The organism is Pseudomonas sp. SDO55104_S430, from assembly GCF_054070595.1.
In genome coordinates this window covers 1-12,719 of record NZ_JBSVXG010000172.1, presented here as the reverse complement: position 1 = coordinate 12,719, position 12,719 = coordinate 1, and the positions used below count along the sequence as shown (strand labels likewise).

Genomic DNA, 12,719 nt, shown 5'->3' with positions numbered 1-12,719 from the left:
AGGACACCGCCCTTTCACGGCGGTAACAGGGGTTCGAGTCCCCTAGGGGACGCCACGATTACCCGCTCTGCGGGATTTTATAAGGGTCATTCAATTATTGAATGGCCCTTTTGTTTGTCTGGCGTTTGGCCAAATCCCCCCATTTCTCTCAAACTGTTCTTCAGACCAGCGGTCACATTCATGACTTGCAGAATATTATTATGAGAATAATATTCTAATCGTAATATTTGGAGGCAAAGATGAACGACAAGAAAGCTCAAACCCGAGAACGCATTCTCAAGGCCGCCAGCGCAGCGCTGATCCAGCGCGGCCCGGCCGAACCGAGCGTGGGCGAAGTGATGGGCGCGGCCGGCCTGACTGTCGGCGGCTTCTATGCGCACTTCGAAAGCAAGGACGCGATGATGCTGGAGGCGTTCAAGCATTTGCTGGCACGCCGTCGCGACTCGATTTCCGACATGGATGCCGAGTTGACCGGTGAAGAGCGTCGCGCCTTGGTCGCCGCGTTCTATCTGTCGCGCAAACACCGTGATTCCAGCGAGTCTGCCTGCCCGATCCCGGCCTCCATCGGCGAGCTCGGACGCCTGCCGGATTCTTTCCGTGCCGCACTCAATGAGCACACGGAAATGATGATCGCGCAGTTGGCGGACAGCCCTGAAGACATCGAAAAAGCTTTGGCCGACATGGCCTTGATGGTGGGTGGCCTGGCGCTGGCACGGGCGCTGGGGCCTGGTGATTTATCCGATCGATTGTTGCGCGCGGCCAAATCGGCGGTGCGTTGACCTGAAGGCAAGGCCTTGGGAGAGAGCGATGAGCACGTTGAAGTGGGTTCGTGGCGTTAATGGCACATTGGGCTGGTTCGCTCCAAAACTGGTCGCAAGCAAAATGCGACTGGCGTTCATGACGCCGCGGGATTTTCCACCCAGTGACTGGGAATTGCCGTTGCTGGCCAAATCCGAACGAATCACTTTGCGTTTCGGCCTCTCTGCGTTGCGCTGGGGGCAGGGCCCGACAGTGCTGCTGATGCACGGCTGGGAAGGTCGGCCAACGCAATTCGCTACCCTGATCACCGTCCTGGTCGATGCCGGCTACACCGTGGTCGCCCTCGATGGCCCGGCACACGGTCGCTCGCCGGGCACCGAAGCGAATGTCGTGCTGTTCGCCCGTGCCATGCTCGAAGCCGCTGCCGAATTGCCGCCGTTGCAAGCGGTCATCGGTCACTCCATGGGTGGCGCCAGTGCCATGCTGGCGGTGCAATTGGGCCTGCGCACCGAAACCCTGGTCACCATTGGTGCTCCGGCGCGCATTCTTGGGGTGTTGCGCGGTTTCGCCCGTTATGTGCGACTGCCGCCGAAAGCCCGCTCGGCCTTCATTCGCCAGGTCGAGAAAGACGTCGGCATGCGTGCCGCCACGCTGGACGTTTCGCACTATCAACTCGACATGCCTGGCCTGATCGTTCATGCCGATGACGACAAATATGTCCCGGCCAAGGAAGCGCAGTTGATCCACGAAGCCTGGTTCGACAGTCGCCTGCTGCGCCTGGAGGAGGGTGGTCATCACCGGGTGCTCGCCGACCCTCGGGTGATTGATGGCGTGTTATCACTGCTGGCCGGTCGTAGCCTGCAATCGCGCCAATCGGCCTGAGCATCCGTTACACTGCGCCGGTCGACAATATCTGACCGGGAGTGGGGCATGGGCTGGGATCGGGCAACGCCGTTCATCATTGATCTGCAAGTGGCTGCCGAAGACATCGATGGACTGGGGCACGCCAATAACGCGGTGTACGTGACCTGGCTCGAGCGTTGCGCCTGGCGGCACTCGCAGCGCCTCGGCCTGGATCTGGTGGAATATCGCCGGCTGGACCGGGCGATGGCGGTGGTGCGACACGAGATCGACTATCTGGCGGCGGCCTACGAGGGCGATGAGTTGCAGATGGCGACCTGGATTGTCGATTGGGACCAGCGCCTGAAGATGACCCGTCATTTCCAGTTGAAGCGTCCCAGTGACAACACGACCTTGTTGCGCGCGCAAACCACCTTCGTCTGCATCGAGCTGTCCAGCGGCAAGCCCAAGCGCATGCCCGCAGAATTCATCGAGGGTTATGGCCCGGCGCTCCAACTCCCGGCCTGATATATGCCCCGCTGTGTCCACAGGTTTTGTTTCCACCACCGAACCTGTGGGAGCTGGCTTGCCAGCGATGGCGGCCTGACACACGCCCTGATTTCACTGATGTACACAGAACCACTGTGGGAGCGGGCTTGCTCGCGAAGGCGGCCTCACAGGCAACCTGATTTCGCGAATGTACCGACGATCTTGTTCTAAAAAGATCAAAAGCTCGCAGCCTCGTTTCACTCGTCAGCTCCTACACGGTTCGCGCACTGCTTTTACACGTTCCCCCCTGAAAACCAGTAAACTGCCCGCCGTTTTTCGTTGAGTGTGTTTTCCATGCAAATTGCTCTGGCACCCATGGAGGGGTTGGTCGACAACATCCTGCGCGACGTGCTGACCCGGGTGGGCGGTATCGATTGGTGCGTGACCGAGTTCATTCGGATCAACGATCAGTTGCTCACGCCTGCCTATTTCCACAAGTTTGGTCCTGAATTGCTGAACGGTGCCCGCACCGCTTCCGGCGTGCCGCTGCGTGTGCAACTGCTCGGTTCGGATCCGGTATGCCTGGCGGAAAACGCTGCGCTGGCTTGTGAGCTGGGGTCCGAGGTGATTGACCTCAACTTCGGCTGCCCGGCCAAGACGGTGAACAAGTCCCGGGGCGGCGCGGTGCTGCTCAAGGAGCCGGAGTTATTGAACCAGATTGTCGAGCACGTCCGGCGTGCCGTGCCGGCTCATATTCCGGTGACGGCCAAGATGCGCCTGGGTTTCGACAGCCCGGACGGTTCGCTGGTTTGCGCAACGGCGCTGGCCGAAGGTGGGGCGGAGCACATTGTGGTTCACGCGCGGACCAAGACCGACGGCTATAAGCCGCCGGCGCATTGGGAGTGGATTCCGCGGGTGCAGGACGTGGTCAAGGTGCCGGTGTTCGCCAATGGCGATATCTGGAGCGTCGAGGACTGGCGTCGTTGCCGTGAGATCAGCGGCGTGGAAGACATCATGCTCGGTCGCGGCCTGGTGTCGCGTCCGGACCTGGCCCGGCAAATCGCCGCGGCGCGGGCCGGTGAAGAGGTGGTCGAGATGACCTGGGCCGAGCTGCTGCCACTGCTCCAGGACTTCTGGTTGCAGGCCGTGGCGCAGATGACCCCGCGTCAGGCGCCGGGCCGTCTGAAGCAGTGGCTGGCGATGCTGACCCGCAATTATCCAGAGGCTGTTGAGCTGTTCAACGTCCTGCGTCGCGAGACCGAGCTGGATCAGGTTTCGCGTTTGCTCGGTTTGCCGGTAGCGCAAGCGGCCTGAAAAAAATCTGCAAAAAATCTCTTGAAATGCAATCAGCGGTCCCTATCTAAGGGTTACGCGATGCCGAATTCGGGTCGCGGCGACAAAAACCTTGCTGATTGTTTTCAGGAGATTTGAACCATGACTACTGCATTTTCCCTGGCGCCTCTGTTCCGTTCCTCGGTGGGCTTCGACCGTTTCAACGACCTGTTCGAAACCGCCCTGCGCAACGAACCTGGCAGCACCTATCCTCCCTACAACGTCGAAAAGCACGGTGACGACCAATATCGCATCGTCGTGGCGGCAGCCGGTTTCCAGGAAGAAGACCTGGAACTGCAAGTGGAGAAGGGCGTGCTGACCATCAGTGGCGGCAAGCGTGATGCGAGCGAAGACGTGACCTTCCTGCATCAAGGCATCGCCCAGCGAGCCTTCAAGCTGTCCTTCCGTCTGGCGGACCACATCGAAATCAAGGCCGCAGGCCTGAGCAACGGCCTGTTGAGCATCGACCTGTTGCGTGTGATCCCGGAAGAAGCGAAAGCCAAGCGCATCCCGATCAACGGGGCGCAAAAGCCGGCGCTGCAACACTAAGCCGGACAGTAAAAAAGGGCGCCAATGGCGCCCTTTTTTGTGTCTGTGATTTAGCGTTGTCCGCCGATGTCCAGTGCATCCACCGTACGCGGATGACGGGACGAAAACAGCAGTCCGCCAGCGATTTGCCAGATCACCGCAAACGCGCCGACCAGGAACACGATGTCGCCGAAGGTGCGCACCCAGCGCAGAGTTTGCAGCAAATCCTGCTGCATGAATTCCTCACTGCGGGCATACCACAGGCCCTGGCTGGCGCTGGCGTAGAACTGCAGGATGCCGATCGGCAGCAGGCTGGTGACGATCATCAGCATCAGGCCGCCGTTGAGCCACCAGAAGCCGGTGCTCATCAGGCGATCGTTGAACTGCAGGTTCGGCCGCAGGTAGCGCAGGATCAAGAGGCTGAAACCCAGTGCCAGCGAGCCATACACCCCGAACAGCGCGGCGTGGGCGTGCAGCGGCGTGGTGTTGAGGCCCTGGATGTAATACAGCGAAATCGGCGGGTTGATCAGGAAGCCGAAGACCCCGGCGCCAAGCATGTTCCAGAACGCGGTGGCGATGAAGAACTGCAATGGCCAGCGAATCCGCGCCATCCACGCCGCACGTTCCTTGAGCCGCCAGTTTTCCCAGGCTTCATAGCCCAGCAGAATCAGCGGCACCACTTCCAGGGCACTGAAGGTGGCGCCCACCGCCATCACCGGTGTGGTGGTGCCGGAGAAATAGATGTGGTGGAAGGTGCCGGGTACACCGCCGAGCATGAACAGCGAAGCCGAACCCAGGGTCGCGGTGGTGGCCAGGCGCTTGGACACCAGGCCCATGCTGGTGAAGATGAACGCCAGCGCCGTGGTGGCGAAAACCTCGAAGAAGCCTTCGACCCACAGATGCACCACCCACCAGCGCCAGTACTCCATCACCGACAGGTTGGTGCGCTCGCCATAGAACAGGCCGGCTCCGTAGAACAGGCCGATCGCAATCACCGAGCAGGCCAGCAGCGCCAGCAGGTTTTTGTCGCCGGGCTGGCGCAGGGCGGGCAGCATCGCGCGCAGCATCAGGACCAGCCAGAACACGATCCCGGCGAATTTGGCGATCTGCCAAAGACGGCCCAGGTCCACGTACTCATAACCCTGATGGCCGAGCCAGAAGCTCCACTCGTGGGGCATCAGTTGCGCGATGGCGAGGAAGTTGCCGGCATAGGAACCGACGACCACCAGCACCAGGGCCCAGAACAGAATGTCCACGCCCAGCTTCTGCCATTTCGGGTCCTTGCCACCGTTGATAAACGGTGCGAGAAACAACCCCGCCGCGAGGAAGCCGGTGGCGATCCAGAACATCGCACTCTGCAGATGCCAGGTGCGGGTCAGCGAATAGGGAAACCACTTCGACAGGGGCAGGCCATAGAAGTCCTGGCCTTCGACCGTGTAGTGCGCAGTCACGCCGCCCATCAGTACCTGGAAGCCGAACAGCGCGCCGACCAGCAGCAGGTATTTGCCCAGGGCTTTTTGCGAAGGGGTGAGTCTGATCAGGCTCAGAGGGTCCTGCGAGGGAGCCTTGGGTTCGCCTTCTTCGTGATTACGCAGAAACGCCCAGCCCCAGACCAGGAAACCGATCCCCGCCAGCAACACGACAATGCTGATAATGGACCAGACCATGTTTTCGGCGGTCGGGTGGTTGTCGATCAGCGGTTCATGGGGCCAGTTGTTGGTGTAGGTTGCCGTCTGGCCGTCACGCTCGGTGGCGGCCGCCCAGGCGGTCCAGAAGAAAAACTGCGTCAGCTGCTGGCGCCGGGTGGCGTCGGGCAGGGTGTTTTCCTTCATGGCGAAGCTTTCGCGGCTGTGGTGTAGCGAAGCGTCGTTGCCGAACAGGGCGTGGTAATAGGCGGCGGTTTGCGCGATGGCCTGGATGCGGCGCTCGCTGAGTACCAGTGTGCCGTTGACCGACTTGTTGCCGCGGTATTCACGCTTGAGCTGATGACGAAGCAGGGCTTGCTGGTCGTCATCGATTTGCTGGTATGACTTGCCGTAGTTTTGCTGTGCGGCCAGGTCGAGCCAGGCGAGCAGTTCGCGGTGCAGCCAGTCGGCGGTCCAGTCCGGAGCCTGGTAGGCGCCGTGGCCCCAGATGGAGCCCAGCTGCATGCCACCGATACTCTGCCAGACGGTTTGCCCGTCGAGGATGTCGGCGGAGCGGAACAGGGTGGTGCCGTCGGCGCTTTGCACCTGCTCGGGGATCGGCGGGGCCTGTCGATAGATTTCGTGACCGAACCAGCCCAGCAGGCAGAAGGTCACGCCGAGGACGCCAATCAGCGACCACCATAACTTGCGGTATTCACCCATGGATCACCTCAATATCAAAAAAAAAGCGCCCGCATAACGAGTATGCGGGCGCAGAAAACCCGGCCCTGTGATCGGGAAGAGGAGCCGGGGCGTTGCACAGGAGAATGATCGGCTGCCGTCGATCATTCTTCGGCGGGGCGGAGTGCAAGGCCGCCTGCCGAATGCGTGGCGCCAATGTACGGCGCGGCTGGCGTGGCGTCACTTGTACAGAGGGTCAGCAAGTTCATACACAGGTATGAAAACCGGGCACTCTGTAGGAGCGAGCACGCTCGCGATGGACGTCAACGATGACGCGGGGAGTCTGATTCCCCGCGGTGTTCTGTAGTGCATCGCGAGTGAACTCTCTCCTACAGGGGGAGAGGTGTATCGGGGCTATTGCAACAGCTTCTGGAATTCCTCGACCGGCAACGGCTGGCTATGCAGATACCCCTGATAAAAATGACACCCCAGCCCCTGCAAAAACTCCAGCTGCTCAGGCGTTTCCACGCCTTCGGCAATCACCTTCAATTCCAGGCTGCGGGCCATGGCGACGATGGCGCGGATGATTTCGGCGTCGTTGGGGTCGGTGGTAGCGTCACGGATGAACGACTGGTCGATCTTCAGCGTGTCCACCGGCAGGCGTTTGAGGTAGGTCAGAGAGGAATATCCAGTCCCGAAGTCATCCATCGCAAAACTCACCCCGAGTTTCTTCAGGCGGCGCATCTTGCTGATGGTGTCTTCAAGATTCTGAATGACGATGCCTTCAGTAATTTCCAGCTTCAGCATCGAACTGGGCAGACCGTAATGGGCCAGGCTTTCTTCTATGTGCTCGACGAAATCGTTCTGGCGGAACTGCCGAGGGCTGATGTTCACGCACAGGCTGAAATCATGGGGGTCCACCAGTCCGTTGGCGATCAGGTGCCTGAATGCCTGGCAGGCCTCATCGACGATCCAGGTGCCGACCTCCAGGATCAAGCCGCTGTCCTCCAGCACCTTGATGAACTCGGTGGGCGACTGTGCGCCGAGTTCCGGATGTGTCCAGCGCACCAGTGCCTCGGCCCCGACGATACGGTTCTGCCGGGCATCGAGTTGCGGTTGGTAATGCACGCGAAACTCGCCCCGTGACAGCGCCAGGCGCAGGTCGGTCTCCATGCGCAGCCGCTCGCTCGCGGCCTTTTGCATGGTGTTGTGGTACATCTGCGCGGTGTTGCGTCCCGAGTCTTTGGCCCGATACAGCGCAATGTCGGCGCGCTTGAGTAAATCAGTCGGCGTGGAGCCGTGATCGGGAATCAACGCGATGCCGATACTCGGCGTCACCTGCAGGCGCTGACCGTCGAGGAACATCGGTTCGGACAGCAATTCGCGCAAGGTGTCGGCCAATTCCAGAACCTGGAGGCTGACATCGTTGCGCGAACCTTCCAGCCCGCTGAGCAGCACCACGAATTCGTCACCACCAAGGCGCGCGACGGTGTCTTCCATGCGCACGCTGGCTTCCAGGCGCGCGGTGATGATCTTCAGCACCGTATCGCCCACCGGATGACCGAGGGAGTCGTTGATGTGCTTGAAGTGGTCCAGGTCGAGGAACATCAGCGCGCCGCGCAAATTGTGGCGCTTGAGCAGGGCGATCTGCTGGCTCAGGCGATCCATCAGCAGCGCACGGTTGGGCAGGTTGGTCAGCGGGTCGTGATAGGCCAGATGGCGAATCTGCGCCTCGGCGTTCTTCAGCAGGCTGACATCCCGGGCTGTCAGCAACAGGCACGCGGTTTCATTGAGGGTGATCGGCTCTACCGAGACTTCCACCGTCAGGAGATCGCCGCGCTTGTTACGCCCCAGCATTTCCAGGTGATGAACCCGGCCCTTGATCTGCAATTCCGCCAGCAGCGCCGAACGCTGTTTCTCCTCGGCCCAGATCCCCACTTGATACACCGTGCGCCCGATCACCTCGTCGGCGCGGTAGCCGGTCAGGCGGCAGAAGCCGTCGTTGACCTCCAGATAGCGCCCGGTGTCGCGTTCGGTGATGGTGATGGCGTCAGGGCTGGAGTGGAATGCCTTGGCGAACTTCTCCTCACTGGCCTTGAGCGCCGCTTCCGAACGTTGCTGCTGGGTGATGTCGCGCAGGGTGGTGACGACGCATGGCTGGTCGCCGACGCTGATCTGCCGGCTGGAAATCACGCAGGTCAGCAAATGTCCGTCCTTGTGTTGGACGATGATCGCCACGTTGTTCAGCGCCTGTTCGCGAATCACCTGTTCGATGCGTTGCAGGCTTTTCGCCGAGGCGTCCCACAGGCCGATCTCGTCCGCGTTGCGGCCGATCACGTCGTAGGTGGTCCAGCCGAAAGTCTGGGTGAAGCTGGAGTTGATTTCGATGAACTGGCCGGTGTCCTGGCGCGTCACGCAGATCGGGTCCGGGCTGACCTGGAACAGGGTGGCGAACTTTTCTTCGGACGCCACCAGACGTTGCTCGCGCTCTACCTGGTCGGTGATATCGAGCAGGGTGCCGGCCATGCGCAGCGGCAGGCCGTTTTCATCGCGGTACAGCCGGGCGCGGCTTTCCAGATAGCGGATGCTGCCATCGGGCAGTTGCACGCGATAGGTCAGCTGGTAGTTGCCCGCCGGGCCTTCGCGCAGGCTGCGGTAGGCGTCGCGCATGGTGTCGCGTTCGTTGCCGGGCACACCTTCGAAGAACTCTTCGAACGATTCATGGAAAGGTTTGGCTTCCAGCCCGTGCAATTGCGCCGCGCGAGCCGAGCCGTAGAGCATGCCGCTGGGAATGTGCCAGTCCCAGGTGCCCAGTTGCGCCGAATCCAGAGCCAGGTCGAGGCGTTCCTGGCTGTCTTTGAGGGCCTGTTCGGCGGCCTTGCGTTCAGTGGTGTCGAGAAAAGTACTCAGCAGATAGGGCTGGCCTTCGAGTTCAACATTTTGCGCACTGAGGATGCCGTCGTGAATCTGCCCGTTGCTGGCGCGCAATTGCACTTCCATGCTGATCAGATCGCCCTTGGCCTTGGTGGCCGTGACCAGTGCCGCGCGCTGTTCGGGGTGCACCCACAGGCCCAGTTCCAGGGTGGTACGACCGATGGCCTCCTGAACCGGCCAGCCGAACAGGCTTTCGAAGTACTGGTTGGCTTCGGTGATCAGACCGTCGTCCTGGCGGGTCAGCAGGACCATGTTCGGACACAGGTGAAACAGCGTGGCGAAACGCTTTTCCGAGCTGCTCAGCGCCTGTTCGCGCTGGCGCTGGTGGGTGATTTCACGAATCACCCCGATCATTCGGGGTCGGCCGTTCTTGTCCGGCAGCAGGCTGCCGTTGATTTCCAGCCAGTGCAGGCTGCCGTCGGGCCAGCGGATGCGGTGATGCATTGCCTGTTCCAGCGGCGCGCCGGCGATCACTGCGTGGAAGGCACGAACGGTTTTGGCCCGGTCTTCGGGGGGCAGCAAATCGAGGTATTCCAGATCCGCAGGCAACGGCTGGCGTGGGTCGAAACCGAACAGTGCCTGCGTACCCCGTGACCAACTGATCTGACCGCGCTCGATATCCCAATACCACGCGCCCAAACGTGCGCCGTTCAGGGCAGCCAGCAGTTGCGGGGCACTTTCCCAGCTCTGCTCGGAGCGTTTGGGGTCGAGTGCCTGGATGCGCGGCATGGGCGGAATACGGTCAACAGATTTCGGCATTGGCAAGCCTTGTACTGAAGTGGGCGTTTGTACAGGATTTCGCGGCTCTATAGGAGTAGCACAAGTTAGCCTTGAGTCCCTGGCAGATCGATCTGAGCATCCAGCAAGGCCATGAAGGCCCGTGCAGCGTTCGACAGCGTCCGTTCCGTGTGCAGGATATAGCCTAGCTGGCGCGAGAGCTGTATGCCCGGCAAAGGTACGCGTGCCACTTGATCATCGAGCATGGTCCGCGGCAGGACACTCCAGGCAAGGCCGATGGACACCATCATCTTGATGGTTTCCAGGTAGTTGGTGCTCATGGCGATGTTAGGCGTCAGGCCCTGGGCCTCGAACAGGCGCTGGACAATGTGATGGGTAAAAGTGTTGCCGCCGGGAAACACCGCCGGATGCCCGGCGATGTCCGACAGGCTGATCGCACCGTTGTTGAGCAGCGAATGCTCCGGGGCGACCACGAAATCCAGCGGGTCGTCCCACACCGGCGTGGCCGCGACCAGCGCGTGTGGCTCTGGCGCGAGGGTGATCACCGCCAGCTCGGCGCGGCCGTGCAGGATCTCTTCATAGGCCACTTCCGAATCCAGGAACTGGATATCCAGAGCCACCTCGGGATAACGCCGAGTGAACTCCCTTAATAAAGGAGGCAGCCGATGCAGGCCAATGTGGTGACTGGTGGCCAGGGTCAGACGACCGGTCACCTCGCCGGTGAGGTTGGTCAGCGCACGGCGCGTATCATCAAGGACGTTGAGGATCTGGTAGGCCCGGGGCAGCAGGGCGCGGCCGGCCTCGGTCAGGCCCACTTCACGGCCCAGCCTGTCGAACAGGCGCACCTTCAATTGCTGCTCCAGCCCGGCGATGCGCTTGCTGATCGCCGGTTGGGTCAGGTGCAGGCGTTCACCGGCGCCGGAGAAGCTTCCCGTCTCGGCGATGGCAATAAAGGCATTGAGGTTGGCCAGGTCCATATCGCATTCCAGTTGGTTATCCAAAGCATAAAAAATATGAATTTGAGTTATTTAATCTAACCCCATAGGATCAGCCTCACAAGCCAAAGGGTTATTGAATCTCTCAAGACCCAGGGCATAGAAACAAGCTGATGAGGAAACCGTCTGATGGCCGGCAAAACGCTCTACGACAAGCTCTGGGATTCGCATTTGGTCAAGCAGCGCGACGATGGCTCTGCATTGATCTACATCGATCGTCACATCATTCACGAAGTGACTTCGCCGCAAGCCTTTGAAGGCCTGCGTCTGGCCGGGCGCAAGCCATGGCGCATCGATGCCAACATCGCGACCCCGGACCACAACGTTCCGACCACTCCGGAGCGCAAGGGCGGCATCGAAGCCATTGCCGACCAGGTCTCGCGCCTGCAGGTCCAGACCCTCGACGACAACTGCGATGAATACGGCATCGTCGAATTCAAGATGAACGACGTCCGCCAGGGCATCGTCCACGTCATCGGCCCTGAGCAGGGCGCGACCTTGCCGGGCATGACCGTGGTCTGCGGCGACTCCCACACTTCGACCCATGGCGCATTCGGCGCCCTGGCTCACGGTATTGGCACTTCCGAGGTCGAGCACGTGCTCGCCACTCAGTGCCTGGTCGCCAAGAAAATGAAGAACATGCTGGTGTCCGTCGAAGGCAAATTGCCGTTCGGCGTGACCGCCAAGGACATTGTCCTGGCCGTGATCGGCAAGATCGGCACCGCCGGCGGTAACGGCCATGCCATCGAATTCGCCGGCAGCGCGATTCGCGACCTGTCCGTCGAAGGCCGCATGACCATCTGCAACATGTCCATCGAGGCCGGCGCTCGCGTGGGTCTGGTGGCGGCTGACGAAAAAACCGTGGAATACGTGAAAGGCCGTCCGTTCGCGCCGAAAGGTGCGGAGTGGGATTTGGCGGTTGAAGCCTGGAAAGATCTGGTTTCCGACGCCGATGCGGTGTTCGATACCGTGGTTGAGCTCGACGCGACCCAGATCAAGCCGCAGGTCAGCTGGGGCACTTCGCCAGAGATGGTCCTGGCTGTGGATCAGAACGTGCCGGATCCTGCCAAGGAAACCGATCTGGTCAAGCGCGGTTCCATCGAGCGCGCCTTGAAGTACATGGGTTTGAGCGCCAATCAGGCGATCACCGACATTCAGTTGGACCGCGTATTCATCGGTTCCTGCACCAACTCGCGGATCGAAGACCTGCGCGCTGCCGCAGTCATCGCCAAGGGCCGCAAAGTGGCCTCGACCATCAAGCAGGCCATCGTCGTGCCGGGCTCGGGTCTGGTGAAGGCTCAGGCGGAATCCGAAGGCCTGGACAAGATTTTCCTCGAAGCCGGTTTCGAATGGCGTGAGCCGGGTTGCTCGATGTGCCTGGCGATGAACCCGGACCGTTTGGAGTCCGGCGAGCATTGCGCCTCGACGTCCAACCGTAACTTCGAAGGCCGTCAGGGCGCCGGTGGTCGTACCCACCTCGTCAGCCCGGCCATGGCCGCCGCCGCGGCAGTGAACGGTCGTTTCATCGACGTCCGCGATTTGATCTGAGGAGCGCAGCATGAAAGCTTTTACCCAGCACACTGGACTTGTCGCGCCTCTGGATCGTGCCAACGTCGACACCGACCAGATCATCCCGAAGCAATTCCTGAAATCGATCAAGCGCACCGGTTTCGGCCCGAACCTGTTCGACGAATGGCGTTACCTGGACGTGGGCCAGCCTTACCAGGACAACTCCAAGCGCCGGCTGAACAAGGACTTCGTCCTCAATGCCGAGCGTTATCAGGGCGCCAGCGTGTTG

At 60.9% G+C, this 12,719-nt stretch carries 9 protein-coding genes and 1 pseudogene; 7 read left to right on the top strand and 3 right to left on the bottom strand.

What is annotated here, in order from left to right; translation table 11 throughout:
• Window positions 1-239 precede the first annotated feature (239 nt).
• The 5 genes from ACW9JE_RS23120 (at window position 240) to ACW9JE_RS23100 (ending at window position 3,969) form a co-directional block, all read left to right on the top strand.
• Window positions 240-779, top strand: coding sequence for a TetR/AcrR family transcriptional regulator (locus ACW9JE_RS23120; RefSeq protein ID WP_224535550.1), 540 nt, complete (start codon window positions 240-242; stop codon window positions 777-779).
• A gap of 28 nt (window positions 780-807) precedes the next feature.
• Complete coding sequence (locus tag ACW9JE_RS23115) at window positions 808-1,641, top strand: alpha/beta fold hydrolase (protein ID WP_457434055.1); 834 nt, start codon at window positions 808-810, stop codon at window positions 1,639-1,641.
• 48 nt (window positions 1,642-1,689) lie between these two features.
• Window positions 1,690-2,127, top strand: a complete 438-nt coding sequence (locus tag ACW9JE_RS23110) for an acyl-CoA thioesterase (protein ID WP_457434054.1) — start codon at window positions 1,690-1,692, stop codon at window positions 2,125-2,127.
• Window positions 2,128-2,442: 315 nt separating this feature from the next.
• Window positions 2,443-3,402, top strand: a complete 960-nt coding sequence (locus tag ACW9JE_RS23105; protein WP_457434053.1) for a tRNA dihydrouridine synthase — start codon at window positions 2,443-2,445, stop codon at window positions 3,400-3,402.
• A gap of 120 nt (window positions 3,403-3,522) precedes the next feature.
• Window positions 3,523-3,969, top strand: a complete 447-nt coding sequence (locus ACW9JE_RS23100; protein ID WP_457434052.1) for an Hsp20 family protein — start codon at window positions 3,523-3,525, stop codon at window positions 3,967-3,969.
• A gap of 50 nt (window positions 3,970-4,019) precedes the next feature.
• Here ACW9JE_RS23100 and ACW9JE_RS23095 read toward each other — a convergent pair whose 3' ends face one another.
• The 3 genes from ACW9JE_RS23095 to ACW9JE_RS23085 all read right to left on the bottom strand — a co-directional run bounded on the left by ACW9JE_RS23095 (window position 4,020) and on the right by ACW9JE_RS23085 (window position 10,903).
• Window positions 4,020-6,296: a nitric-oxide reductase large subunit gene (locus tag ACW9JE_RS23095; RefSeq protein WP_457434051.1), complete on the bottom strand. Its 2,277-nt coding sequence runs from the start codon at window positions 6,294-6,296 to the stop codon at window positions 4,020-4,022.
• A gap of 372 nt (window positions 6,297-6,668) precedes the next feature.
• On the bottom strand, window positions 6,669-9,947 hold the full coding sequence (locus ACW9JE_RS23090; protein ID WP_224541286.1) for a PAS domain S-box protein: 3,279 nt from the start codon (window positions 9,945-9,947) through the stop codon (window positions 6,669-6,671).
• A gap of 65 nt (window positions 9,948-10,012) precedes the next feature.
• The gene (locus ACW9JE_RS23085) at window positions 10,013-10,903 is read right to left on the bottom strand and encodes a LysR family transcriptional regulator (RefSeq protein WP_457434050.1); all 891 of its coding nucleotides are present in this window, start codon (window positions 10,901-10,903) and stop codon (window positions 10,013-10,015) included.
• Between the two features lie 147 nt (window positions 10,904-11,050).
• Between ACW9JE_RS23085 and leuC the strand changes: the two genes are divergently transcribed.
• Entirely contained in the window at window positions 11,051-12,469 is a 1,419-nt protein-coding gene (gene leuC / locus ACW9JE_RS23080; protein WP_224541290.1) for a 3-isopropylmalate dehydratase large subunit, read from the top strand.
• 10 nt (window positions 12,470-12,479) lie between these two features.
• Window positions 12,480-12,719: pseudogene (locus ACW9JE_RS23075) on the top strand (3-isopropylmalate dehydratase small subunit); the annotation flags it as partial.